The following is a 25198-nucleotide window of genomic DNA, read 5'->3' as shown; positions in this document are numbered from 1 at the left end:
CATGGCGTCTCTGCCCGCTGTGCCGCGTGCTGTCTTTCAGCGCTGGCTCGACCGCCGGGCCCCTGCGGCACCCTACGTGCGTCTCGATCATCGGCGGATCTTCATCCTTCCCACGCGAGTCGGTCTGGCCTTTCTCTGCGCGCTGGTGATCATGCTTCTGGCGGCCGTCAATTATCAGAACAGCCTGGCCTACGCGTTGACCTTCCTGCTGGGCTCGCTGTTTGTCATCGCCATCCTCCATACCTACCGCAATCTGGCGGGGTTGGAATTGCATGGTGGATCGGCCCCTGCCGTGTTCGTCGGGGAGACCGCGAGCCTCGGCGTTCGCCTGGAAAGCGCCGGCCGACCCCATCAGGCCATTGCCCTGGGCTGGTCGGGCAAGGAGTTGCGCAGCGTCGAAGTCCCGGCCCGGGGCAGTTGCGACCTCACCCTGGAGCGCCCGGCCGAGCGGCGAGGCAGGCTCAGGCCTGGCCGTCTGCGGGTCGAAACACGCTTCCCTCTCGGTGTTTTCGTGGCATGGAGCTCGATCGACCTGAACCTCGCGACGCTGGTCTATCCCAAGCCGGAGTCAGGAGCGTTGCCTCCCTTGTCAGACGGTAGCGACGACCTCGAGGCCGACGGTGGTCGCGTCACGGGGGCCGGCAGCGACGATTACCAGGGCTTGCGCAGCTGGCAGCCGGGTGAATCGATTCGCCGAGTCGACTGGAAGGCCTTCTCCCGAGAACAGGGGCTGCTGACCAAGGATTTCTCCGCCCTCGGCGGGGGGCAACTGACGCTCGACTACGCCGTCCTCGAAGGGGACACCGAAGCGCGCTTGTCCAGGCTCTGCCATTGGGTGATCGCCCTTACCGAGCAGGACCGGCCCTTCTGTCTGCACTTGCCCGGCCAGCGGATCGAGCCCGACAGCGGTCCTCGTCATCGGGACGCCTGCCTCACGGCCCTGGCGCTGTTCGGGGAAGACGAGTGATGAAGCCCGGCGAGACGATCCCGCGCAACAGCCTGCTCTGGTTGCTGGTGGCGCAGATCCTGGTGATCCTGCCGCACCTGCAGCACCTGCCGCTGTGGATCATCGCGCTCTGGTTGGGCTGCGCCTGGTGGCGCCTGCAGATCTATCGCATGCGTGCCCTCTACCCCAGGTCCTGGGTCAAGGCGGTGTTGATGCTCGGCACGGCTTTCGCGGTCTACCTGTCGCGGGGTAGCCTGGTGGGTCTTGAAGCCGGAGCGGTGCTGATGATCGCCGCCTTCATCCTCAAGACTGTCGAAATGCGCAGCCGGCGGGATGCCCTGGTGGTGATATTCCTCGGCTTCTTCGCGGTAGTCACCGGCTATCTTTTCGACGACGGCATGCTGGCCGCGGTCTACAGCCTGCTGCCGGTCACCGCTCTGCTGGCCGCAATGATCGGTTTGCATCAGAGCACGACCGTGACGCGCCCATGGGTGGGATTGCGCCTGGCCGGCTCCCTGCTGCTTCAGGCGCTGCCCCTGATGCTTGTGCTGTTCGCGCTGTTTCCCCGTTCTGGGCCGCTGTGGGGCGTGCCGCAACCGAGTGATCGCGCGCGCTCCGGGCTTGCCGAAAGCATTGCGCCTGGCGATATCGCGGAGCTCAGCCAATCCGGGGCGCTGGCCTTTCGGGTCACGTTCGACGGCGAGATCCCGCCGCGGGACCAGTTGTACTGGCGCGCGATCACCTTCGAGCACTTCGATGGACAACGCTGGAGCCGCTCGAGCAATGCGCGTCGTCCACAGGAGCCCGCCTGGGAACCGCGTGGCGAACCCGTCGCCTACAGCGTGGTGATGCAGCCGAGTGGTCAGCCCTGGCTGTTTACCCTGGATACGCCGAGGGTCGAGCCTGGAGAGGCGCGGATGATGGCCGATTTCCATGTGGAGCGGACACGCCCGGTCAATTCACCGTTGCTCTACCACATGGTGTCCTGGCCGCAGGCGCTGCGCGAACCGGCGGACGCCCCCGACAGCTTGCGCGAAGCGCTGCAACTGCCTGCTCGGGGCAATGCCAGGACTCGTGCCTGGGCGCTCGATCTGCGCCGCCAGGAGCCAGAGCCCGAACAGCTGGTGCAGCGCCTTCTGCGGCATTTCAACGAGCAGCCCTACGTCTACACCTTGAAGCCGCCCCGGGCCGGCGCCGACAGCATCGACGACTTCCTCTTCGACAGCCGCGCCGGTTTCTGCGCGCATTACGCCGGCGCCATGACCTTTACCTTGCGCGCGGCCGGGATCCCGGCGCGGGTGGTGGGGGGTTACCAAGGTGGCGAGGTGAATCCGGTGGGTGGGCATTTGTCCGTGCATCAGTTCGACGCCCATGCATGGGTGGAGTACTGGCTGCCTGGGAGGGGCTGGATCAGGGTCGACCCCACCTTTCAGGTAGCGCCCGAGCGCATCCAGTTCGGTCTGGAGCAAGCCCTGGAAGCCGAGCAGGACTTTCTCGAAGGGCAACCGCTGTCACTGCTGCGCTACCGGGAGATTGGCTGGCTGAATGACTGGCGGTTGCGCTGGGACCACGTCAACTACGGCTGGCAGCGCTGGGTGCTGGGCTATCAGGGCGAGCAGCAGAAGCAACTGCTGCAACGCTGGCTCGGCGATCTTCGCTGGCTTGGATTGCTGACAGCGGCCTTGCTGACGGTGATGATCCTTGTGCTGGCGCTCCTGATACTACGACCTTGGCAACGCCAGACCGATGCGGTGCAGCGGCTCCAGCAGCGCTATGAAAGGCTGCTCGCCAGGCAAGGCGTGTTTCGCCAGAAGGGCGAAGGGCCGCGGGACTTCGCCTATCGCGCGGCCAAGGCGCTGCCTTACCAGTCCGAGCAGATCGAGCGTTTCGCAGAGGTGTACGAGCGTCTGAAATACGCCCCGGGAGACTATTCGGTCAACGAGCTGAAGCTGGCGTTGCGCAAGCTCAAGCGACGCCTGCCGTGGCGTCGCGTGGCGGTGGAGCCTGATCTCCAGGGCTAGGCTTTAGAGCTTGAGCTGGTGGATGGCCTTGCTGAGCTCACCGGAGAGCGCAGCCAGTTCGGCACTGGTCCGGGCAGAAGCGAGGGTTTGCTGGACGGTGTTCTCGGTGACGTCACGAATGCCGGTGACTGATCGGTTCAGTTCTTCGGCAACCTGGCTCTGTTGTTGCGCGGCAACGGCGATCTGCGTGTTGCTCTCGCGCATCTGGGCCACTGCAGCGGTGATGGCGCATAATGCCTCGCCGGCCTCCAAAGCTTCCCGCACGCAGTCGTCGGCCTTGAGAGAACTTTCCTGCATGAATTCCACGGCATCGCGGGTGCCCGACTGGAGGTCGCCGATCATCCGGGTGATCTCGTCGGTGGAGTCTTGCACCCGGCGCGCCAGGTTGCGAACTTCGTCGGCGACCACGGCAAACCCCCGCCCCATGTCGCCGGCCCGGGCGGCTTCGATGGCCGCGTTCAGGGCGAGCAGATTGGTCTGTTCGGCGATGCTGTGGATGACATTGACCACGCCGCTGATCTTCTGACTGTCGGCAGCCAGTTGCTGGATCATGTCGGCGGTCTGCTGCACACCCATGGACAGTCCGGCAATGGACTTCTCGACTCTCGCCACCACCTGTTGTCCGTCGCTGGCCAGACGATCGGCGCCTTGCGACTGGTCCCGCGTATCGCCGGCATGCTGGGCGATGTGATGAACGGTGGCGGTCATCTCGTTTATCGCCGTGGCCGCCTGGTCGGTTTCGCTCTGCTGACCGACCATGCCCTTGCGCACCTCGTCCATGCTCGTCGCCAGGTAGCGAGCGCCCTGATCAAGGTGCGCCGCGGCCTGGGATACGGTGCCCACGACCCGGGCGTAGCCGTCCTGCATGGCGTTGAAGGCGGTGGCCATCTGGCCGACCTCGTCGCGGCTGTTGAGCGGGACGCGGGCCGACAGGTCGCCGCTACGCTCGACGTGCAGCATGACGTCTTTCAAGGTGTTCAGATGGCTGAGCAGAAACGCGATCAGCAGTTGCGAGGCCGCCAGCAGCAGCGTCATCAGTACCGCGACAGCCAGAGCATAAGCGAGGAAATGCTCGAACAGCACTTGCCTCAGGCTAGGCACCCTGACCGGCAGGGCAAATTGCTGCCCATCGCCACGCACGGCGAGGTAGACGTTCGAAACAGGATCGGTGCCGAAAGCCCGGTCATGCGCAAGCGCGTTCCATCCCGGCTGTAACCTGACACCTGCGAACGTGGGCGCCTGTCCTGCGGCAAAGACGAGCAGCCCGCTGGCGGCCGGCAACTGGGCGGCGGCCGGCCAGGCTTCAATCAACGCAACCTGGGCACGGGCGGCCTCCAGGGCGTCAGCCCCTCGTGCACGTTGCTCCAGGTGCATGGCGAATAACACCACGAACAGGGTGGTGACGAAAGCCACCATGTTCACGGCCCAGAATTTGTATCGCAGTGACAGATCTCGGATCCAGGCGCCCATGATGCTCCACTTCTTTCGGCTCGTTATTGTGAGCGGGCATTATGCGTGCCCTCCGGGTTGCCAGCTTGATGCGCATCAACCCACGCAAGTTATAGCGGCGCCTGTTCGGGAAGCTTGAGGGACATATCAGGCAGGGCGAAAAAATCCCGGGCGCTGGCGGTGCTGGTGGTCGCGAGCTGTTGCTCGGCGACTCCGCGGTGAAGCGCCACCTCGCGCAGCACCTCGGCCAGAAACGCCGGCTCGTTGCGGTTGCTGCGGGGACGTGGGCGCAAGGTGCGGGGTACGAGATAGGGCGCATCGCTCTCCAGCATCAGCCGCTCTGCGGGGATGTCCTTCATCAGGGGATGCAGGTGAGTGCCGCGGCGCTCGTCGCAGATCCAGCCGGTGATGCCGATGTGCAGGTCAAGATCGAGATAGGCGTACAGGGCGCGCTTGTCGCCGGTGAAGCAGTGAACGACCGCGGCGCTCACTCTATCCCGCACGGGCCCCAGGATTTCCAACAGCCGCTGGGAGGCGTCCCGCTCGTGGAGAAATACCGGCAGCCCCAGGCTCGCCGCCAGTTCCAGCTGCTCTTCCAGGGCGCGCTCCTGCAGGGGCCGGGGAGAGAAATCCCGGTTGAAATCCAGACCGCATTCTCCCACTGCCCGCACCTGCGGTTCGGCCAGCAGTGCCGCCAGCTGCCGGGCGCTGTCTGCGGTCCAGTGGCGGGCGTCATGCGGATGAACGCCTGCGGTACTGAACAGCCTGTGCCGCTGCGGATCGAGCTCGTGGCACATCTGCAGGGCCTTCTCGCTTTCGGCCAGGTTGGTGCCTGTCAGAACCATTTGCACGACCCCGGCTTCGGCGGCCCTGGCCAGCACCTCGGGGGTGTCGCGCAAGAAGGATTCGTGGGTGAGGTTGAGGCCTATATCGACAAGTTCCATCAATGACTCTCGGGGGGCAAGACCAGGGAGGAGGGCGTTTCGGCGGCTGTCGCTGGCCGAAAGCGCAACGCTGTGCGAACCTTTCGCCTTTTACCGCGGCAACGGCTGCCGCGGTGATTCGACGGTACGCGCATGATGCGATTCCTGCCACTGATGCTCTGCCTGATGCTCTTCTCGGCCTGGCCGGTGAGCGCGCGGGTCGTGGGCCCCTCGGAAGGTTGGCAGCAGGCCCCATCGGTCCGGGACCTCGCCGAAATCCGCCGAAGCGGTGAACTTCGGGTGCTGATCAACCAGAGTCGCAACAGCTCGGGCGAGGTCAAGGGTGAAGCCATCGGGGTTGAGTACGTGCGCCTGCGAGCTTTCGTCCAGCACCTCAACGCCCAGGCACCCGATGGCGCCAGCATTTCCCTCAAGCTCATACCTCGGGCGAAGGATCAGTTGCTCGGCGCCCTGTTACGTGGCGAAGGCGATCTGGTGGCGCCCGGGGAACTGCTCGAGGCCAGCGGCGTGGCACCTAGTCGAGCCGTGGTAGCGCAGGTGCCCCTGGTGCTGGTGACTCGCCAGGGTACTCGTGTCTACCAGAGCCTAGAGCAGTTGTCCGGACGCAGCGTGGCGCTGGCACCAGGCAGCGCGGCCGGGCCCAGGCTGGCGCGGCTGAACAACGAGCTGATGGCGCGCAAGAAGGCCCCGATCGTCATCGAATGGGTCGACCCGAGTCTGGCGGTGGAGGACGTTCTGGACATGGTCCAGGCGGGCATCTATCCAGCCACGCTGGTGGAGCAGAGCATTGCCGAGCGATGGGCCAAGGTGTTACCGAAGCTGCGTATCGAGCGCCAGGTCAGTCTTGGGGAGCCGCGCGACATGCACTGGTTCTTTCGCCGCGAAGCCAGCATGTTGCAGGCCAGCGCCGACCGCTTCCTGCGCGACTATCGCAGCCCGGCCAACCTGGATGCTGCCTTCGAGCGGGTTTACCGGCGCCTGTACAAGGTCCACTACCCGCTCGACGTCGTGGGCCGTCAGCGCCTGGAGAAGGTCAGGCCGACCCTGCAGCGATTCGCCGAGGAGATGTCTTTCGACTGGTTGGGACTCGCTGCGCTGGCCTTCAAGGAGTCGACCCTCAATCCGGCAGCCCGAGGTGCGTCGGGTGCCGTGGGGCTGATGCAGGTGATGCCAAGGACAGCCGCCGGGGTGGGTGTCAGCAACATCCACCAGCTTGACAACAACGTGCTGGCCAGTACCCGCTACCTGGACAGCATTCGCCGCCAGTTCTTTGCCAGCCCGCGGTTCAACGAACGCGAGCGGATGGCCTTTACGCTGGCGGCCTACAACCTCGGGCCGCAACGGGTGCAGGCGCTGCGTGCCGAGGCCCGCCGGCGCGGACTCAACCCCAACCAGTGGTTTTTCCAGGTGGAACGGGTTGCCATGGAAACCATGGGTATGGGCGTGGTCAGCTACGTCAACAGCGTCAACAAGTATCACCTTGCCTATGATCGTGAGCGCTACCTGCTCGAGGGCGCTACCCGCAGCGTCAGCCGCTAGCACAGGCAACTGACGTTGCGCCTGGGTACGGTGGTCAAGCCACCGGTGCGTTGGCCTGGTGGCTTTCAGTGGTCAGCTGGCGGAACTGGACGGGCGCCATCGGCTGTCCCAGATAGAACCCCTGGGCCTGGTGACAGGTCATGGCGGTGACCTGGTTGAGCTGTTCGGCGGTATCGACGCCCTCGGCGGTCACGGTCAGCGAAAGGGCGCCGCCCATGTCGATGAGTGCCTGGACGATGGCGGTGCTGCCCTGGGTATCCTGCAGATCCGCGATGAAGCTGCGGTCGATCTTCAGCCCGTCGAAAGGGAAGCTGCGCAGGTAGCTCAGCGAGGAATAACCCGTACCGAAATCGCCCATGGCCAGTCTCAGGCCCAGCGCCTTGAGGCGGTTCATGCCCGCCAGCGCGTCAATGCTGACGTCGAGCATCACGCCTTCGGGGATTTCCAGCTCCAGGCGCGACGCCTCGATTCCGCTGGCTTCCAATACCCGCTGGACCCGCTCGCAGAGGTCCTCGCGTTGAAAGTCGGGCGGCGTCAGCTTGACCGAAACGATCAGCCCCTCGCCCCAGGCCATCGCATGGGCACAGGCCTGTTCGAGCATCCAGTCGGTTAATTCAGAAATCAGCCCCGTGCTCTCGGCCAACGGCAAAAAGGCGGCAGGCGCGAGCCAGCCGCGCTCGGGATGCTGCCAGTGAACCAGCGTCTCGGCGCCGGCCAGCTTGCCCGTCGCGGTCTGGTATCGCGGCTGGAATTTCAGATGAAGCTCCTGGCGCCGCAGCGCGTGGCGCAGGTCCATCTCCAGCTTGCGCCGTTCAAGGATGCGCTCGTTCATTGCCGGCTCGTAGAAACGGAACTGATTGCGCCCACCGGCCTTGGCCTCGTACAGGGCGACGTCGGCAAAGCGCAGCAGATCTTCCCGAGTCATCCCGTCGGTGGGTGACGCGGCGACGCCAATACTGGTGCCGACGTTGACCTCGGACTCTCCCACCGGGATCGCCTGGTTGATCGCACTCAGAAGCCGCTCGCATAGCGCTTCAGTCTGCCGCCGACTCATGTCCACGGCCACCACCACGAACTCATCGCCACCCAGGCGCGCCACCAGGTCACTATCGCGCACGCAGCCACGCAGGGCCTTGGCGACTTCTCGCAGCACGGTGTCGCCCGCCGCGTGGCCAAGGGTGTCGTTGATGGGCTTGAAGCGGTCAAGGTCGAGCGTGAGGACGTGCAGCGGCCGGTCGGTGTGCTGCCGATCAGCGAGGCGCTGTTCCAGGTAGCGGTTCAGACGGTGCCGGTTGGCTAGGCCGGTGAGGTTGTCGTGCTGGCTGATATGTTCGATCTCCGCCTTGGCCTCGATCTCCTCGGTGATGTCGCACACAGTGCCCTGATAGCCGACGATGGTGTCGCCCCGGCGGACCGCCCGGCTCGCCACCTGACAATAGCGGAGCTGGCCCTGGCTGTCGGTCATCTGGCAATGCAGAGGCTTGCGTGCAGTCGGACCGGCAGCCTCGGCGGTTGCACGGAACAGTTGCGGGTCATGATCGAGCAGGGCGCTGAACGGCTTGCCGATCCATTGCGCTGGGGCGAAACCGGTCAACTGGCTGAAGCGCTCGGAGACGTAGACGATCTGCTGGTGCGCATCGGTTTCCCAGATCCAGTCCGACGAGGCTTCCGAAATGTTGCGAAAGCGCTGCTCGCTCAGGCGAAGCGCCTGCTGGGCTGCGTCGATCATGTCGGCTGCGTGCCTGATGCGTCGACACAGGTGGCAGACGATCAACAGGCAGAGGCCGCCCAGGAGCAACAACAGGGGCATGAACTGGATCAACAGGTCCTTGCCGGATTCGTCGCTGCGCCACTGCAGCGTCATGCCAGCGCCCTGGTCATCTCGCAGCACAAGCTTCGGACTTTGCGCGTCTTCCTGTGAGGCCATGCTGGCCGTCAGTTCGTGAAGCTCGAACGCCTCGCCCAGAGCCGCCAACTTGTGCTCGGCGAGCACATCGATGAACAGCAGATAGGACAGCCCGTTGAAGTCCGCGTGAGAGCTGTCCGGCCGCAATACGGCGGCGTAGACCATGGCCGGCACGCCCGCGACGGAGAAGTAGCCCAGAGCAAAGTCGTCCATCAGCGATTGTTTGCGCGCCTGCTCGAGCAGGGTCGGCAGGTCGCCTTCGATCCAGTCCGTCGCGGCGATGTCGCGCTGTTCGCCCTCGACGATGGCATAGCGGGTGGCGACATCCGGGTCGACGAGGAAGACGCCGTCCAGGCCGTAGGTGGTGTACAGCGAGGGGCCGATGTTGTCGCCATCGAACGCCCAGGTCAGGTCGACTGGCTCAGCGACCCGCCCCATATAAAAATAGGCATCGATCCAGAAGGCGTAGTCGACCAGAGCGGTGCCGATCTTGTCGCGCTTGGCCTCCATGACTCGTGCCGCATCCACCTCACTGTGAGTCACCTGGCGCGCATCCAGGGTAGCGCACAGATAGACCAGCGCCAGGCAGGTCAGGACGAACAGCGCTGCGATCACCATGACGAGCACGCGCGAGGCCCGGCGGGCGGTCGCGGTGTGCCCGGCGGCTTCGGTGTAGGCGGACGGCGGCGCGGTTTGGCTCATGGGCGATTCCGAAAGAGATGTATAGGCCGCCAGGTGGCGGTGGCACGCGCGTGCAAACTCGATATCGGCGAGGCCACCGACATGTTGCGGCCGGGCGGATGGCTTCCGACCAGCGGTCGAAAAGGGGCGCGCACCGCAGCGCTTCGCTTGCTACGGATCGCGGTCTTCAGTGCCGCAGTAGGCAGATGGATGAAGCCCTGGCCAGCTCTTGTATGATCCGTGCGCCATGCGTTCAGAGGAGGGGGTTACAGTGGGTACCAGGCTGATCACACCGGAAGGTCATGCGGCGCTTCGCAAGGAGCTCGATCATCTATGGCGGGAAAAACGGCCAGAAATCACCCAGAAGGTCGCCTGGGCGGCATCGCTCGGGGATCGCAGCGAGAACGCCGATTACCAGTACAACAAGAAATTGCTGCGGGAGATCGACCGGCGGGTGCGATACCTGAGTAATCGGCTGGATGATCTGAGGGTCGTGGAATATTCGCCGGAACAGGAAGGGCGCGTATTCTTTGGCGCCTGGGTCGAGGTCGAGAACGAGGAGGGCGAGACGAAGCGCTTTCGCATCGTCGGTTACGATGAGATCTATGGGCGTAAGGATTACATCTCCATCGACGCCCCCATGGCCCGCGCGTTGTTGAAGAAGGCCGTGGGCGACGAGGCCCTGGTTCGCACGCCCGAAGGCGAGGTTTACTGGTGGGTCAACCGGATTGACTACCAACCCTAGCCGGTTGTGCCTGGACGGGCTCCTCCGGCTCATGCTTCCCGGCCAGGCGACTCTGGCGAGGCCGGACCGGCTCAGCCTTCGCGCAGCAGCATCAGCGGGCTGGCACGCAATGCTTTTCCGGTGCCCAGCACACCGGCTGCGCCAATCAGCACGGCACCGACCAGGGGCAGCACTAGCAGCCAGGGGTGAGGCTGCCAGGCCAGGTCGAAGGCATAGCGATAGAGCAGCGCACTAATCAGCTCGCAGCCCAGGGCCGCCAGCAAGCCACTGAAGGCGCCGATCAGGGCGAACTCGGCGAGTCGGGCCCTTTGCAGCAATGATTTCTTCGCGCCGAGCGCCCGCAAGAGAGCGCCCTGGCGGATGCGCTGGTCCAGCGTCGACTGCATCCCGGCGAACAGCACGGCGAACCCGGCAGCAAGCACGAACAGCAGCACGTACTCCACTGCCAGGGAAACCTGCGCAACGATGTCGCGGATCTGTGCCAGCAGCGCGTCTACCTGCAACAGCGTGACCGCCGGGAAGTCTCGTGCCAGGCGAACCAGTTCGGCCTCCTGGCCGGGGGCCAGGTGGAAACTGGTGAGATAGGTCACCGGCATTCCATCCAGCGCATCGGGCTCGAAGATCATGTAGAAATTTGGCCGGAAGGTGTTCCAGTCCACCTCGCGCAGGCTGAGCACCTGCGTTTCCCGCGCCTGCCCGGCGATATCGAAGGTCAGCCGATCGCCAAGGCCAACGCCCAGGCTTTCGGCCAGTTCGGACTCGACCGATACGCCCGGCAGCGGCCCCCGGGACGCGTCATCCCACCACTGGCCAGCGAGCAGGCGGTTGTCCTCGGGCATCTCGCTTGCCCAGGTCAGGCTCAGATCGCGGCGCACTGCGCGTTCCCCCTGGCTTTCCTTGCTCACCAGTTGGCGGACCGGTTGATCGTTGATGGCGACCAGCCGGCCCTGGACGATCGGGTAAAGCGGAGCAGCGAAGTCCGACATCGCCTCGACCCGGGCGCGGAAGGCCTCATGCTGGTCGGGCATGATGTTGAGCGCGAAGTGATTCGGCGCGTCATCGGGCAGTTGGTCGCGCCAGGTATCCATGAGTTCGCCACGTAACAGGGCGACAAGCGCCATGGCCAGCAGGATCAGACCGAATGCCAGCACTTGACCGGCTGCCCCTACCGGATAGCGGAGCAATTGCCCGAGCCCGAGCCGCCAGGGCAGCGAGGCATTGCCGAGCAGCCGGCGCAGCCGTTTGAGGCAGAGCACGAGAAGCCCCCCGAGGAGCAACGCGACCAGTGCACCACCGCCCAGTAGCGCAAGGGTGAGGCGCAGGTCGAGACTGAGCCGCCACATGATCAGACCTAGCGCGACTATTGCGGTGCCGTAGACGACCCAGCTGCCGAGCGGAACAGGTAGTGCGTCGCGACGCAGTACGCGCAGGGGTGGTACACGACCCAGGGCTGCCAGAGGCGGCAAGGCAAAGCCCGCCAGCGCGACCATGCCAGTGGCGATGCCGGTAAGGGCAGGCGCGAGCCCTGCCTGGGGTACCTCCCGCGCCAGGAGGTCGCGCAGGAGGAAGAACAACCCCTGCTGCGCAAACCAGCCCAGCAGTGCGCCGATGATGCTCGCCACCAGGCCGAGCAGCGCCAGTTGCGTGCCATACAGCAGCAGCGCTTCCCGGCGCGATAGCCCAAGGCAGCGCAACAACGCACTGGCATCGAGCCTTCGGCTGGCGAAGCGGCTAGCGGAAAGGGCGACTGCCACGCCGGCCAGGAGGATCGCAGCGAGGCTCGCAAGGTTCAGGTAACGCTCGGCGCGCTCCAGCGCGCCGCCAATCTGGCGATTGTCGTCCTGCACCGTCTCCAGTCGCTGGTGTACCGCGAGCAGGGGAGAAACAGCCTGTCGATAGGCACTAAGCTCGCCTGGCGCACCGCTCCAGAGTTCGCGAAAACGCACCCGGCTGCCCGGCTGCACGATGCCGGTCGCTTCGAGGTCGTCGTAATGCATCAGCACGCGCGGGGTGAGGCTGTAGAAGTCGCCACCGCGGTCTGGCTCGTAGGTCAGCACACGAGTCAGGCGCAGCGACTGCTCGCCGACCTCGATGAAATCGCCGACCTGCAGGTCGAGGGCAGCGAACAGACGCGCCTCGGCCCAGGCTTCACCAAGTGCGGGGCCTGGGCCAGTTTCTTCTGCCCCATACGGCGCCGGGGCACTGCGCAACTGGCCACGCAGCGGGTAGGCACTGTCGGCAGCCTTGACGCTGGAAAGCTGGAGCTGGGCATCCGTGGCGATGACGCTGGAGAATTCCACCAGCCGGGCGTGGGCAAGCCCGCGGGCGGTGCCCTCGGCGATCTGCTCCGCGGACGCAGGGGCAGAGCCGCTGAGTACCATGTCCGCGGCGAGGAATTCGCTGGCGCGAAGCTGCATCGTGGCGTTCAGGCGAGCGCCGAAGTATCCGATCGCACAGCTGGACGCCACAGCGATGACCAGGGCGAAAAACAGCACACGCAGCTCGCCCGCATGGGCTTCGCGCCGGAGTTGGCGGATGGCGAAGGTGAACAGTCGGGTCAGGGGCATGCCGGTCATTCGCGAGGTTCTACCTGGCGTCCGCCCTCGAGCCGCAGCAGCCTGGCGCAGCGCCCCGCCAGTCTCTCGTCATGGGTGACGAGCACCAGAGTGGTACCGCTCTCACGGTTCAGCTCGAACATCAATTCAGTGACATGGGCACCGGTCCGGGTGTCCAGGTTGCCGGTCGGCTCGTCAGCGAACAGAATCTTCGGCTCGGCTGCAAAAGCGCGCGCCAGTGCGACCCGCTGCTGCTCGCCTCCCGACAGCTGGCGTGGGTAGTGCTGCACTCGCGCGCCCAGGCCGACCCGCTCCAGGAGGGTGCGGGCACGAGCCTTCGCATCGGCGCGGCCGTGCAGCTCGAGTGGCAGCATCACGTTCTCCAGGGCGCTGAGGGTCTCGAGCAGCTGGAAGGACTGGAACACGAAGCCCACATGCTCGGCACGCAGGCGCGCCCGTTGATCCTCATCGAGGCTACCCAGCGACTGGCCAGCGAGCAGCACTTCGCCGCCACTGGGTGTGTCGAGCCCGGCAAGCAGGCCCAGCAGCGTCGATTTGCCGGATCCGGAAGTGCCGACGATGGCCAGGCTGTCACCTGCCTCCAGCGTCAGCGACAGCTCGTCGAGGATCCGCAGTTCGCCTTCCGAGCTGGTGACCACTTTGCTAAGGTGCCGGGCAGTGAGTATGCGGGCCGTCATGGAGTATCCAGATGCGAAGTTGGGTGAAAGGGTTGGCTCTGACGCTGCTGTGCTGGGGGCAGATGGCGGTCGCTGGTACAAGTAATGTGCTGGTGGTCGGCGATAGTATCAGTGCGGCTTTTGGCATGGATACCAGCCAGGGCTGGGTGCACATGCTGCAACAGCGCCTCGATGAACAGGCGCTGGACTATCAGGTGGTCAATGCCTCGGTCAGCGGCGAAACCACTACCGGGGGCGTAGCCCGCATCGATAGGCTGCTCGAGCAGCATCAGCCGGTGATCGTCATACTCGAATTGGGAGGCAATGACGGCCTGCGCGGTCAGCCACCGGCGCAAATGCAACATAATCTTGCAGTCATGATCGACCGGGCCCATGCAGTCGGTGCGAAGGTGCTGCTGCTGGGCATGCGCCTGCCGCCGAATCTTGGTCGTCGCTATACCGAAGAGTTCGCTCAGGCATTCGACGACCTTGTCGAAAAAAAGGATGTCGCCTATGTGCCCTTTTTTCTCGAGGGCGTGGGTGGGGTGGAAGGCATGATGCAGCAAGACGGCATCCATCCTGCGGCGGTGGCGCAGTCCCGTTTACTGGAGAATGCCTGGGAGTCGCTCGAATCCTTGCTTTGAACCCGTGCTACGGCTACTGTCGCCGCGCTTAGCGCCGCCCCCGTTCACGGAGCCTCTTGATGCCCGCCCATTTCCGGAGCCTGCACGCTTATCGGCTGATCGAACCGGACGAGCAGTACGACTTGTTCGCCTGTCGCGAAGGCCGGCTCCATCTGGTCGCACGTCAGTTGGACCTGAATGGGCCAATCGATCGCACGCTTTGCGGCGGCCTGCTTCCGGCCAACCCGCGATGGCTGGAGCTCGATACGAGACTCCTTCGCGACCGTCGTCTCTGTTCGTCCTGCAAGGCAGGCCTGGGCGCTAGACGCAAGGGGTTGCCTTCGGCACAGGCGCTTTGGTAATAGGCCAGCCTTACGATCTGCTGTTCGTTTTGCGTACAATCGCTCCAACACTACCTGGAAGGACGTCCGATGTTCATGCGTGTGCCCTCATTCGCCTGCTGTCTGTCCCTGGCCGCGCTGTTACTGGGCGCACGCAGTGAAGCACTGGAATTGCCGATGCCCACCGATGACGGCGACGTGGTCGGCCAGGTGCAGGTCATCCAGGCCAAGTACGAGGACACTTTTGCCGATCTGGGTGAGCGTTACGATCTTGGCTACCTGGAACTGGTGGCGGCCAACCCCGGAGTCGATCCATGGCTGCCGGGGGAGGGCACCGAGGTGGTGCTGCCGACCCGTTACATTCTGCCTGCCGTGCCGCGCGAAGGCATCGTGATCAACCTGGCGGAATACCGGATGTACTATTTCCCCAAGGACAGGGACGTGGTGCATACCTATCCACTGGGTATCGGCCGTGAAGGCTGGTCCTCGCCGGTGGCGGTAACCCGCATCACCGCCAAGACCCCGAACCCGGCGTGGTATCCCCCGCAGTCCATCCGCGACGAACACGCCGCCAATGGCGACCCCTTGCCGCGTGTGGTGCCGCCAGGCCCGGACAACCCGCTGGGACCTTTCAAGTTCAACCTCAGCCTGCCCAGCTATCTCATCCATGGCTCGAACAAGAAGTTCGGCATTGGCATGCGCGTCAGCCACGGTTGCTTCCGCATGTACAACCAACATGTCCTGGCGCTGGCCGAGATGGTGCCGGTAGGAACGCCGGTGCGCATCATCAACGAGCCCTACAAGCTGGGGCTGTCCAACGGCAAGCTGTACCTCGAGGCGCATGCCCCGCTGGAGGATGACGAGCCGATCAGCCTGACCGAGAAGCACGCGGCTGTGGTAAACACGCTGCTCAATCATGATCAGGTGACGGCCAGTCTGCGCCTGGACTGGGAAATGATTCGGGATATCGTGGCTGCTGAAGATGGCCTGCCGGTTCAGATCGCCGAGTCTTCCGAGGCGCTGGCCAGTCAGTTCGAGACCGCCTTCTAAAGGGGCTCGGACGAACTTTTCTCGCGGGCATGAAAAAGCCGACCTCAGGGTCGGCTTTTTCATAGGTGCAACAGCTTACTTGCGGCTGGCACGCTCGAGCATGCGCAGGGCGCGCTCGTTTGCTTCGTCAGCGGTCTGCTGAGCGCGCTGGGCAGCGGCCAGGGCTTCGTCAGCCTTGCTGTAGGCTTCGTCGGCGCGCGCTTGAGCACGAGCAGCAGCGTCTTCGGTAGCGGTCAGGCGCGACTCGGCTTCGGTAGTGGCGGTGTTGCTGCAACCGGCAGCCAGGGCGGCGGCCAGGGCCAGAGCGGAAAACTTTACAACCTTGTTCATTGTGTTCCCCTAATGTAGTGGAGTTCCAAGAGCAACTTCGCATCGAGGAAGTTGGCGGAGCCAATAGTACCTATAACGCGGAGCAAGTAAACTCGGCGACGGGTGGCCAGGGTTGTTTTTTCGCACTTCCGGACGCCTTTGAACAAAAAGCGTTCGTTTCTTTGATCTGGCGCGGTTTTACCCGGGTCTGAGCGCTTCACTCCGATCGATGGATGGAACTTTCGGAGACTTTCGGACAGAGACTTTCGTATGCCGCGTATCCGCTGCCATGCGAAAGTACTTCTCCAACGAAGCTTTTTTTGGCACGCTCAAGCAACGCAAGGCGATGGCCACCTGGTGGCCGATATTTCCAATAAGACTTTAGGCGGGGCCACCTAGGCGGGGCCTACCGCTAAGGAGCCATGATGAGCGAATTTACCATCCGGCATGACCGCCAGAAATACCACTTCGAAGTCAATCTGGATGGTCGATGCGCCTACCTGGCCTACATGGATCTCGGCAAGCAGACACTGGATTTCTATCGCACTTACGTTCCCGAGGACCTTCGTGGGCACGGGATCGCGGCGGCCATCGTCCAGGAGGCGTTGGATTTCGCCAATCGGGAAGGGTATGTGGTGATCCCCTCGTGCTCCTATGTCGAAAGCTATCTTGAGCGTGACCGGCTGAAGGCGAGCCAGGCGGGCTGAAAGCTTGGCGGGACCTTGACCAAAGAACCCCGCCATGTGGCGGGGTTGGTGTCTACCACCAGTGCTGCATCAGCTACGCTGGCGAGTCGGCAGGATATCCTTGAGCTTCTCGCGCATGCCCAGCACGGCCTTTTCGGTGGTTTCCCAGTCGATACAGGCATCGGTGATGGAGACGCCGTACTTGAGGTCGCCCAGGCTCTTGGGAATGGACTGATTACCCCAGCCCAGATGGCTTTCGACCATCAGGCCGACGATGGACTGGTTGCCCTCAAGGATCTGGTTCGCCACGTTTTCCATCACCAGCGGCTGCAGGGCCGGATCCTTGTTGGAATTGGCGTGGCTACAGTCGACCATGATGTTCGGCTTGATTCCGGCCTTGTTCAGCTCCTGCTCGCAGATGGCCACACTTACCGAATCGTAGTTCGGCTTGCCGTTGCCGCCGCGCAGGACGACGTGACCGTAGGCGTTGCCCTTGGTGGTGACGATCGAGACGCCGCCCGACTGGTTGATACCCAGGAAGCGGTGCGGACTGGACACGGACTGCAGGGCATTGATAGCCACCGTCAAGCTGCCATCGGTCCCATTCTTGAAGCCCACCGCCGAGGACAGGCCGGAGGCCATCTCGCGATGAGTCTGGGACTCGGTGGTGCGAGCGCCGACTGCGGCCCAACTGATCAGGTCCTGCAGGTACTGCGGAGAGATCGGGTCGAGCGCTTCGGTAGCCGTCGGCAGCCCCATTTCGGCCAGTTCCAGAAGCAGTTTGCGGCCGATATGCAGGCCGTCCTGGATCTTGAAGGAGTCGTCCATGTAGGGGTCGTTGATCAGTCCTTTCCAGCCTATGGTGGTTCGCGGCTTCTCGAAGTAGACGCGCATGATCAAGAACAGGCTGTCCGACACCTCTTCCGCCAGCGCCTTGAGCCGTCCGGCGTATTCGTGGGCGGCCTTGAGATCGTGTATCGAGCAGGGCCCGATGACCAGGAACAACCGGTTGTCCTTACCGTCCAGGATGTCCCGAACCACTTGGCGGGCAGTGGAAACGGTGCGCTGCGCCGCGGGAGAAAGCGGCAGTTCACGCTTGAGCTCATCAGGGGTGATGAGGGTCTCGTTGGAGGCAACGTTGAGGTCGTCGATCGGTAAGTCAGCCATCGTGTACTCGTTGGTGTTGATGTCTCTGCCGGTGCGGAGCGGGAGCCAGTGTGGAAAGGGGAGGAACCTTATCGCGGAACCGCTGGAAGCGACAATCAGATTTGTGTATGGAGGCGACAGCTGCAGTCTCTCGACGATGCGAGGTGCCAATGATCGCAACACGGCATGATGGCGCTGTCACATCCCGCAGGCACTGCTACGCTGAGGATGAGACAGGCAAGGCGGGAGAGCTGTAGTTGATCAGATCGATCTTGTACGCGACGGATCTGGGGCTGTACGCCTCCGACGTGTTGCAGCATGCCCTTTCCCTCAGTCGTGCCTATCAGGCCGATCTCTATGTCGTGCATGCCGTCGAGCCACTCGGTCTGTTCGCTCACTCCGTCCTGCAGACCTACCTTGATGACCGGACCCTGCAAGCGCTACACACGCAGGGGCTCTCGGCAGTCATGTCGAGCGTCGAAGCGCGCGTGCTGGAAGGCTTCCAGGAAGAGCTGGGCGATGGAGTCGGGGTGCTGCCTATCCGCCAGGTGCGAGTGGTACAGGGCGACCCGCCGCTGGTGATTCTGGAAGAGATCCAGCGCCTTGGCGTCGACCTGCTGGTGATCGGCAGCCACAGTGACGACAGCGCGTTCGATACCCACCTCGGCCGTACCGCGGCACGGCTCGTCCAGCTGTCGGGAGTTCCCGTCTACCTGGTTCCCATGCTCCAGCACCGTGGCATATGAATCTTATGGAACCTTTAGTTCTATAATCATAATAAAAGCAGCCATAGGGATATGAAGCTGGCAATGGATAACTCTTGAGGGTTCTGTATGAAGCTCCAACAGCTGCGCTACATTTGGGAAGTCGCGCACCACGATCTGAACGTCTCTGCTACCGCGCAGAGTCTGTACACCTCCCAGCCCGGTATCAGCAAGCAGATACGTCTGTTGGAAGACGAGCTGGGCGTCGAGGTATTCGCCCGCAGCGGCAAGCATCTCACCCGCGTGACGCCAGCGGGTGAACGCATCATCGCCACCGCAGGAGAGATCTTGCGCAAGTGCGAGAGCATCAAGCAGATCGCCCAGGAATTTTCCAATGAGCGCAAGGGCACCCTGAGCATCGCCACTACTCACACCCAGGCGCGTTATGCCTTGCCGCCGGTGATTGGCCGTTTCATAAAGCAGTACCCCGATGTCTCGCTGCACATGCATCAGGGCACGCCAATGCAGATCGCCGAAATGGCGGCGGATGGTACGGTCGACTTCGCCATCGCTACCGAGGGGCTGGAACTCTTCAACGATCTGGTGATGATGCCGTGCTATCGCTGGAACCGTTGCGTCATCGTGCCGAGGGACCATCCGCTGGCTCAGGCCTCCGGACTGACACTCGAAGCGCTGGCTGAACATCCCATCGTGACCTATGTGTTCGGTTTCACCGGTCGTTCCAAGCTCGATGAAGCGTTCAGTCAGCGCAATCTGTCGCCCAGGGTGGTGTTCACCGCCGCCGATGCCGACGTGATCAAGACGTACGTCCGCCTGGGCCTGGGAGTCGGCATCGTGGCGCGGATGGCTGTGGACGATCAGATGGACAAGGACCTGGTGGTGCTGGATGCCAGTACCCTGTTCGAAGCCAGCGTGACCCGAATCGGCTTTCGCCGCGGCACTTTCCTGCGCGGCTTCATGTACGACTTCATTCAGGGCTTCGCGCCGCACCTCACTCGCGAGGCGATCGACGGCACCATTCGCTGTCAGAGCAAGGCCGAGCTGGAAGAGCTGTTCAGGGACATCAAGCTGCCGATCTGTTAGCTCGGCAGCGAGGCTTTGCCCTAGGGTCTGTTGCCGTTTCGTCGCGAGCCGCGTTGCAGCGGCAAATGGCGCCAGGTCGGGCGGCGTTCCGCAGGCTCCGGCGCGGCCGCGAACGAAATGGCAACAGACCCTAGCGCTTGAGGGTCATCTGCCGGCGTTCGAACTCGACGATACGCTGGCGATAATGCTCGATGGTCTGGGCGGTCAGTACGCTTCGCTGGTCATCCTTGAGCTCGCCGTCGAGCTCCTGGGACAGCTTGCGGGTCGCCGCCAGCATGAGGTCGAACGCCTGCTTGGGGTGGCGTGGGCCGGGCAGGCCGAGGAAGAAGCTCACCGCCGGGGTGGTGAAGTGATCGATATCATCCAGGTCGAAGGTGCCGGGCTTGACCGCATTGGCCATGGAGAACAGCACTTCGCCGTTGCCGGTCATGCTTTCGTGACGGTGGAAGATATCCATTTCGCCAAAGCGCAACCCGCTCTCTAGGATGTTCTGCAGTAGCGCCGGGCCTCTGAATCCGGCCGGATCGCGGGACAGCACATTGATGACCAGGACTTCCTCGACGGCGCCCGGCTCGCTTCGCGGTTCGGTCGCGGCAGGTTCCTCGATGGAGGTGTCGAGGTCCACGACCAGCTTGTCTGCGTGCAGATCGTCGTGGCGGTGGAAGTCACCCTGGTCGGGTTCTGCTCCAGCTCGGGGCGACGGTTTCATCGTGCGTGGCTGGGCGGCGGTCATCGAGGGAAGATCGTCGTCATTCAACGTGGGCTCGAGGTCACGATTGACCACCCGCGCCGGGCCGAGAACCTCGGCCGAAGCGGCGGGTTCATCAGGCAGGTTGGTCACGTTCCGGTCGAGCTTGAACTTCAATTTGCCCTTGCTTCCGCGCATCCGCCGCCAGCCATCGAAGAGAATGCCCGCGATAACGATGATGCCAATGACGATCAGCCACTCGCGCAAACCGATTTCCATTAATGACCTCTGATCCAATGTTGTATGCGCCGTCGCAGCCACCCGTTCGCGAGGAGAGAAGCTGGCACTGTAAATTCCACTAAAGCTAGCATGACGAACGGCGCTTTTGTACCGCCGTCTTGTAGCCTTTGTCGGCTAACCGACCATTCTCGATCAGCTGTTGGCTACCCGCCGTCAGGCCTCGGCAAGCGCGACAGCCTGCTCGACATCGACCGCTACCAGGCGCGAGCACCCCGGTTCGAGCATGGTCACCCCCATGAGCTGATCGGCCATTTCCATGGCGATCTTGTTGTGGGTGATATAGATGAACTGAACCGTCTCCGACATATCCTTGACCAGCCGCGCATAGCGTCCGACGTTGGCGTCATCCAGCGGCGCATCCACCTCGTCAAGCATGCAGAACGGTGCGGGGTTGAGCTGAAATATCGCAAATACCAGAGCGAGCGCCGTCAGCGCCTTTTCGCCCCCGGACAGCAGATGAATGGTGCTGTTCTTCTTGCCGGGTGGCCGCGCCATGATCGCCACCCCGGTATCGAGTAAATCTTCCCCGGTAAGTTCCAGGTAGGCATTGCCGCCACCGAAGACTTTTGGAAACAAGGTTTGTAGGCCGCTGTTGACCTGCTCGAAGGTGTCGCGAAACCGGTTGCGGGTTTCCCGGTCGATCTTGCGGATGACGTTTTCCAGGGTCTGCAGGGCTTCGGCCAGGTCGTCATTCTGGGCGTCGAGATAGCGCTTGCGTTCGGACTGCTGCTGATACTCCTCGATGGCGGCCAGGTTGATCGCGCCCAGGCGCTGGATACGAGCGGCCAGTTGCTGGAGCTCGCTCTCCCACTGCGCTTCGCTGGAGTCGCCTGACAGGCTCGCCAGGACACCCTGGAGGTCGTAGCCGTCAAGTTGCAACTGCTCCTGCAAGGCTGTGCGCTGAACGCTGAGCGCCTGCCATTCGAGTCGCTGTCGCTCCAGTTCTCCGCGCAGCGACTGCGCCTGCTGTTCCGCCTGAGCACGGCGTTTTTCCACTTCGCGCAGCGCCTGATCGGCCTCGTCCAGGGCCAGGCGGGCCTGGCGCAGCTCTTCGTCGACCTGGCTTCGGTTTTCCAGGAGCGCCTGCAGGCGCTCGCGGAGCTCATCGAGCGGGGCACTGCCTTCGTCAAGGCTCAGGATAAGTTGCTCGTGGCGCTCCTGGGCACGTTCGCGCTGCAGCTTCAGCCGTTCGAGCGCCTGACAAGTCGCCTGGTGCTGGGTTTGCAGCGAACCGAGCCGCAGGTCCAGCTGGTGGGCTTGATCCTTGTAGCGGCGAGCATCCTGACGGGTCTGATCGAGGTATTTCCCGGTCTGGTCGCGCTCGGCAAGCAAGGCCTCGCGAACCTCACTCATCTCCTGCATAGCGTCCAAAGCGTCCTGCAATTGCAGTCGAGCCTCGCCCAGTTGCTCGGTTTCCATGGCGCGCTGTTCATTCGCTTCGGCCAGCTCGGCCTCCAGCCGCTGGCGCCGCAGCACCATCTGCTCGGCTCTGGCGCGCAATGCGGAAAGGGCGGCCTTGAGGTCAGCCTGCCGACGGTTCTCGTCCTGCACCGCGTGACGCTGCGCTTCGCGAAGCTCCTCCTGTTGCTGCTGGGCTTCACGCAAGCCGAAGAGTTGTGCTTCCAGCGCGGCGAGTGTGGCTTCGGCGGTCCCTTGCTCGCGGCCTAGGGCGTCGAGCTCCTGGCCTCGCGCCAGCAGGCCGGATTCAGCCTCGGTGCCGCGCCTTATGCGCAGAAACTGGCGACCTACCCAATAGCCGTCTCGGCTGACGAGGCTTTGGCCGTCGGCGAGTTCGTCGCGTCGGGCCAGCGCCTCGTCCAGTGTCTGCACTGGGTAGACCCCGCCCAGCCAAGGCGTCAGGTCGTGGCTGCAGCGGACCTTTTCCAGCAAGGACCCGGCTGCTGCCTCGGGCGCTGGCGCATGCAGGGCGAGGCGCAGATCACCCTGGGCCAGCCCGGCGAAATCCAGCGTCTGGAAATCCTCCAGCAGGACGGCCTGCAGATCGGCGCCCAGCACGGTTTCCACCGCCAGTTCCCAGCCCGGCTCCACTTGCAGGCCTTGCGCCAGACGTGGGCGGTCGCTCAACCCCTGCTCGCGCAGCCAGGTCCCCACGCCTTTGCCTGGGTCAAGGGCCGCCTGTTGCAGTGCTTCGAGAGAGGCGATGCGTCCGCCGAGTCGCTGCAGCTCGCCCTGGGCCTTTTGCTGTGACCTCTCTCCCTGGCGCAGCGACTCGCGTAGCGCTTCGACTCCTTCGGCTAGTTCCGCTTCGCGCTCGCCCAGCATGTCGAGGCACAGCTCGCTGGCGGCCAAGTCTTCTTCCAGTCGCGGTAGGTCGGCGCCCTGCGGATCGTTCTGGAGCAGATCGCGTTCATCCAGCAGGCGGCGTTGGCGCTCGGCGAGGCGCTCCAGACTCTGCTCGAGCTGCTTGGTCCTCGCCTGCTGGACCTCGGCCTGGCGCTGGGGGCCGGAGCTGTCCAGGTTGAAGGATTCCCAGCGCTGCTGCCAATGCTGCATGGCGCTTTCGGCCTGTTCCAGGGCGGCGGTTGCCTCTTCATGCGCGGCGTGAGCCATCTCGTGCTCAGGGCGCAAGAGGACCAGCTCCTCGTCCAGCGTGGCCAATAGCGTACTGTCGTGGCCCAGGTGAGACTCGGTTTCAAGGCGCGCCCGCTCGGCTTCCTCAAGGTCCTGTTGCAGCTGCCGCAAGCGCTGTTGGCCGTGCTGGATGCTCTGCTCGACGCGGGCGATATCACCGCCCACGGAGTAGAAGCACGCCTGGACCAGGTTGAACCGCTCACCAAGATCATGATGATCGTCGCGCAGCTTTTCGATTTGCGCGTCGGCGTTGCGCTGTTCTGCAACCAGCACCTCGAAGCCAATTTCCCGATCGCCAATGATCCGCTCGCGCTGGCCGACTTGCTCGTTCAGCGCGCGCCAGCGCAGGGCGGTCAGCCCAGCGCGCAGCTGACGTTCTTCGGCCTTGTACTCTTGGTATTTCTCGGCGGCCTGGGCCTGGCGATGGAGCCGCTCGATCTGACGCTCGAGTTCTTCCCGCAGGTCGGTCAGACGCTCCAGGTTCTCCTGTGTGCGCCGAATGCGGTTTTCGGTTTCACGGCGGCGCTCCTTGTACTTGGAAATGCCGGCCGCTTCTTCGATGAAATGCCGCAAATCCTCGGGCCTGGCCTCGATCAGCCGGGAGATCATGCCTTGCTCGATGATCGAGTAGCTGCGCGGACCTAGTCCGGTGCCCAGGAAGATATCGGTGATATCGCGGCGACGACATTTCACACCATTGAGGAAGTAGGTGTTCTGCGCGTCACGGGTGACCCGTCGGCGGATGGATATTTCCGCGAAGGCGCCATACTCGCCGGCCAGGCTGCCGTCAGTATTGTCGAAGATGAGCTCGATGCTGGCCTGGGTGACGGGCTTGCGGGTGTTGGATCCGTTGAAGATGACGTCGGTCATCGATTCGCCGCGAAGGTTCTTCGCCGAGCTTTCGCCCATGACCCAGCGCACCGCGTCGATGATGTTGGACTTTCCGCAGCCATTGGGGCCGACCACCGCCGCCATGTTGCTGGGAAAGCTGACTGTGGTGGGATCGACGAAGGATTTGAAGCCCGCGAGCTTGATGCTTTTCAGGCGCATCGAGCGGGCACATGCCGATGATTGGATGTCTTGCGCGTCATGGGGGCTCGCAACAGCGGTGGCGCGGGCGGCGAGTCTAGCATAGGGGCAGATACGGAGCGGGAGGCTCAGCCGCCGGTCACGCTCATGAAGCGCACGACCTGCACCTGCTCATCGGTGCGGAAGTGGTGCTTCTCTGGCTTGAGCCGCAGGGCATCCATCAGTGCCTGTCGAAGCCGTGGGGCGTCACCGGGGTGGCGTCGCATCAAGGCCTTCAGATCGAGCGCCCCCTCGTCGCCCAGACAGAGCACCAGTTTGCCCTCGGCGGTAACCCTGACGCGGTTGCAACTGCCGCAGAAGTTGTTGCTGTGGGGGGAAATGAAGCCCACCCGGGTCGCGCTGCCCCGGACCTGCAGGTAGCGTGACGGCCCGCCGGTGGTGTGATCAGTGCCTTGAAGCGGATAGCGGGACTCGATACGCGCTCGAACCTCGTCACTGGAGCAAAAGGTGATATCGCGAGCGTGGCTGGAGATCTGCCCGAGCGGCATTTCCTCGATAAAGCTGATATCGAGACCACGAGCCATGGCGAACTCGACCAGATCGAGCACTTCGTCGTCGTTACGGCCTTTCTGGATCACGCTGTTGAGTTTGATGGCGGAAAAGCCGGCGGCGCGTGCAGCCTCGATACCGGCCAGAACCTGATCCAGGCGGTCTCGCCGGGTCAGCTCCGCAAAGCGTTCGCGCTTGAGCGAGTCCAGGCTGATATTCAGCCGGTTCACACCCGCCTCGCGCAGCGGTCGGGCCAGTTGCTGCAACTGTGAACCGTTGGTGGTGATCGACAGGTCTTCCAGCTCGTTGCGGCCGCCCAGCCGCGCCAGCAGGCTGAGCAGGTTCTTGCGCACCAGGGGCTCGCCACCGGTTACCCGGATGCGCCTGACGCCCAGGCCGATAAAGGCATCGGCCACGGCGTACAGCTCTTCCAGCGAGAGGATCTGCGCCCGGGGGGCGAACACCATGTTTTCGCTCATGCAATAGGTGCAGCGAAAGTCACAGCGGTCCGTCACCGACAGGCGGAGGTAGGTAATGCGTCGGCCGAAGGGATCGACGAGGCCGGTTTCGGGCATGGGCGCTCCTGGCATAAAGACGTTCGACATGGTAGGCCC

Annotated in this window: 20 protein-coding genes; 10 read left to right on the top strand and 10 right to left on the bottom strand. The window is 63.7% G+C overall.

Going from position 1 to position 25198, the window contains the following annotated elements; genetic code table 11:
• The first annotated feature begins 1 nt into the window (after position 1).
• The gene (locus ACFOMF_RS04400; RefSeq protein WP_386361618.1) at positions 2–967 is read left to right on the top strand and encodes a DUF58 domain-containing protein; all 966 of its coding nucleotides are present in this window, start codon (positions 2–4) and stop codon (positions 965–967) included.
• Positions 967–2967: a transglutaminase TgpA family protein gene (locus ACFOMF_RS04395; protein WP_386361813.1), complete on the top strand. Its 2001-nt coding sequence runs from the start codon at positions 967–969 to the stop codon at positions 2965–2967. The genes ACFOMF_RS04400 and ACFOMF_RS04395 overlap by 1 nt, the downstream gene beginning before the upstream one ends.
• A gap of 3 nt (positions 2968–2970) precedes the next feature.
• Here ACFOMF_RS04395 and ACFOMF_RS04390 read toward each other — a convergent pair whose 3' ends face one another.
• Both ACFOMF_RS04390 and ACFOMF_RS04385 read right to left on the bottom strand, forming a co-directional pair.
• A complete protein-coding gene (locus tag ACFOMF_RS04390; RefSeq protein WP_386361616.1) occupies positions 2971–4437 on the bottom strand; it encodes a methyl-accepting chemotaxis protein in 1467 nt (488 codons plus the stop codon).
• A gap of 89 nt (positions 4438–4526) precedes the next feature.
• Complete coding sequence (locus ACFOMF_RS04385; RefSeq protein WP_386361614.1) at positions 4527–5360, bottom strand: TatD family hydrolase; 834 nt, start codon at positions 5358–5360, stop codon at positions 4527–4529.
• Positions 5361–5492: 132 nt separating this feature from the next.
• Between ACFOMF_RS04385 and ACFOMF_RS04380 the strand changes: the two genes are divergently transcribed.
• Entirely contained in the window at positions 5493–6899 is a 1407-nt protein-coding gene (locus ACFOMF_RS04380; protein WP_386361612.1) for an MltF family protein, read from the top strand.
• A 34-nt stretch (positions 6900–6933) separates the two neighbouring features.
• Here ACFOMF_RS04380 and ACFOMF_RS04375 read toward each other — a convergent pair whose 3' ends face one another.
• Positions 6934–9507, bottom strand: coding sequence for a bifunctional diguanylate cyclase/phosphodiesterase (locus ACFOMF_RS04375; protein WP_386361610.1), 2574 nt, complete (start codon positions 9505–9507; stop codon positions 6934–6936).
• Between the two features lie 250 nt (positions 9508–9757).
• On the opposite strand from ACFOMF_RS04375, the gene greB reads away from it, so the two are divergent.
• Positions 9758–10231, top strand: a complete 474-nt coding sequence (gene greB / locus ACFOMF_RS04370; protein ID WP_386361608.1) for a transcription elongation factor GreB — start codon at positions 9758–9760, stop codon at positions 10229–10231.
• Positions 10232–10302: 71 nt separating this feature from the next.
• On the opposite strand, the gene ACFOMF_RS04365 is transcribed toward greB, so the two are convergent.
• Together ACFOMF_RS04365 and ACFOMF_RS04360 are read right to left on the bottom strand one after the other, a co-directional pair.
• Positions 10303–12807 (bottom strand): ABC transporter permease, encoded by a 2505-nt coding sequence (locus tag ACFOMF_RS04365; RefSeq protein WP_386361606.1) that lies wholly within the window; start codon positions 12805–12807, stop codon positions 10303–10305.
• Positions 12804–13484, bottom strand: coding sequence for an ABC transporter ATP-binding protein (locus tag ACFOMF_RS04360; protein WP_386361605.1), 681 nt, complete (start codon positions 13482–13484; stop codon positions 12804–12806). The genes ACFOMF_RS04365 and ACFOMF_RS04360 overlap by 4 nt, the downstream gene beginning before the upstream one ends.
• An 11-nt stretch (positions 13485–13495) precedes the next feature.
• Here ACFOMF_RS04360 and ACFOMF_RS04355 point away from each other — a divergent pair, with 11 nt between their 5' ends.
• The 3 genes from ACFOMF_RS04355 (at position 13496) to ACFOMF_RS04345 (ending at position 15477) form a co-directional block, all read left to right on the top strand.
• Positions 13496–14107, top strand: coding sequence for an arylesterase (locus ACFOMF_RS04355; protein ID WP_386361603.1), 612 nt, complete (start codon positions 13496–13498; stop codon positions 14105–14107).
• 59 nt (positions 14108–14166) lie between these two features.
• A complete protein-coding gene (locus tag ACFOMF_RS04350) occupies positions 14167–14448 on the top strand; it encodes a hypothetical protein (protein WP_386361601.1) in 282 nt (93 codons plus the stop codon).
• A 69-nt stretch (positions 14449–14517) separates the two neighbouring features.
• Positions 14518–15477, top strand: coding sequence for a L,D-transpeptidase family protein (locus ACFOMF_RS04345; protein WP_386361599.1), 960 nt, complete (start codon positions 14518–14520; stop codon positions 15475–15477).
• A 75-nt stretch (positions 15478–15552) separates the two neighbouring features.
• Here ACFOMF_RS04345 and ACFOMF_RS04340 read toward each other — a convergent pair whose 3' ends face one another.
• Entirely contained in the window at positions 15553–15807 is a 255-nt protein-coding gene (locus ACFOMF_RS04340; protein WP_386361597.1) for an Lpp/OprI family alanine-zipper lipoprotein, read from the bottom strand.
• A gap of 401 nt (positions 15808–16208) precedes the next feature.
• On the opposite strand from ACFOMF_RS04340, the gene ACFOMF_RS04335 reads away from it, so the two are divergent.
• The gene (locus ACFOMF_RS04335; protein ID WP_386361596.1) at positions 16209–16493 is read left to right on the top strand and encodes a GNAT family N-acetyltransferase; all 285 of its coding nucleotides are present in this window, start codon (positions 16209–16211) and stop codon (positions 16491–16493) included.
• Between the two features lie 69 nt (positions 16494–16562).
• On the opposite strand, the gene ACFOMF_RS04330 is transcribed toward ACFOMF_RS04335, so the two are convergent.
• A complete protein-coding gene (locus tag ACFOMF_RS04330) occupies positions 16563–17639 on the bottom strand; it encodes a 3-deoxy-7-phosphoheptulonate synthase (protein ID WP_386361594.1) in 1077 nt (358 codons plus the stop codon).
• Positions 17640–17875: 236 nt separating this feature from the next.
• On the opposite strand from ACFOMF_RS04330, the gene ACFOMF_RS04325 reads away from it, so the two are divergent.
• Both ACFOMF_RS04325 and cysB read left to right on the top strand, forming a co-directional pair.
• Positions 17876–18364 carry a universal stress protein gene (locus ACFOMF_RS04325; protein WP_386361592.1) on the top strand — a complete coding sequence of 163 codons (489 nt, stop codon included), beginning with the start codon at positions 17876–17878 and terminating at the stop codon, positions 18362–18364.
• An 87-nt stretch (positions 18365–18451) separates the two neighbouring features.
• A complete protein-coding gene (gene cysB / locus ACFOMF_RS04320; RefSeq protein WP_386361590.1) occupies positions 18452–19426 on the top strand; it encodes an HTH-type transcriptional regulator CysB in 975 nt (324 codons plus the stop codon).
• A 130-nt stretch (positions 19427–19556) separates the two neighbouring features.
• On the opposite strand, the gene zipA is transcribed toward cysB, so the two are convergent.
• The 3 genes from zipA to moaA all read right to left on the bottom strand — a co-directional run bounded on the left by zipA (position 19557) and on the right by moaA (position 25159).
• A complete protein-coding gene (gene zipA, locus ACFOMF_RS04315; protein WP_386361588.1) occupies positions 19557–20393 on the bottom strand; it encodes a cell division protein ZipA in 837 nt (278 codons plus the stop codon).
• A gap of 174 nt (positions 20394–20567) precedes the next feature.
• Positions 20568–24056 carry a chromosome segregation protein SMC gene (gene smc, locus ACFOMF_RS04310; protein ID WP_386361586.1) on the bottom strand — a complete coding sequence of 1163 codons (3489 nt, stop codon included), beginning with the start codon at positions 24054–24056 and terminating at the stop codon, positions 20568–20570.
• Positions 24057–24163: 107 nt separating this feature from the next.
• On the bottom strand, positions 24164–25159 hold the full coding sequence (moaA, locus tag ACFOMF_RS04305) for a GTP 3',8-cyclase MoaA (RefSeq protein ID WP_386361585.1): 996 nt from the start codon (positions 25157–25159) through the stop codon (positions 24164–24166).
• Positions 25160–25198 lie beyond the last annotated feature (39 nt).

The organism is Stutzerimonas tarimensis, from assembly GCF_042648805.1.
Taxonomy (GTDB): Bacteria; Pseudomonadota; Gammaproteobacteria; order Pseudomonadales; family Pseudomonadaceae; genus Azomonas; species Azomonas tarimensis.
Note: the sequence above shows the minus strand (reverse complement) of the source record. Positions and strands in the feature narration are given on the sequence as shown.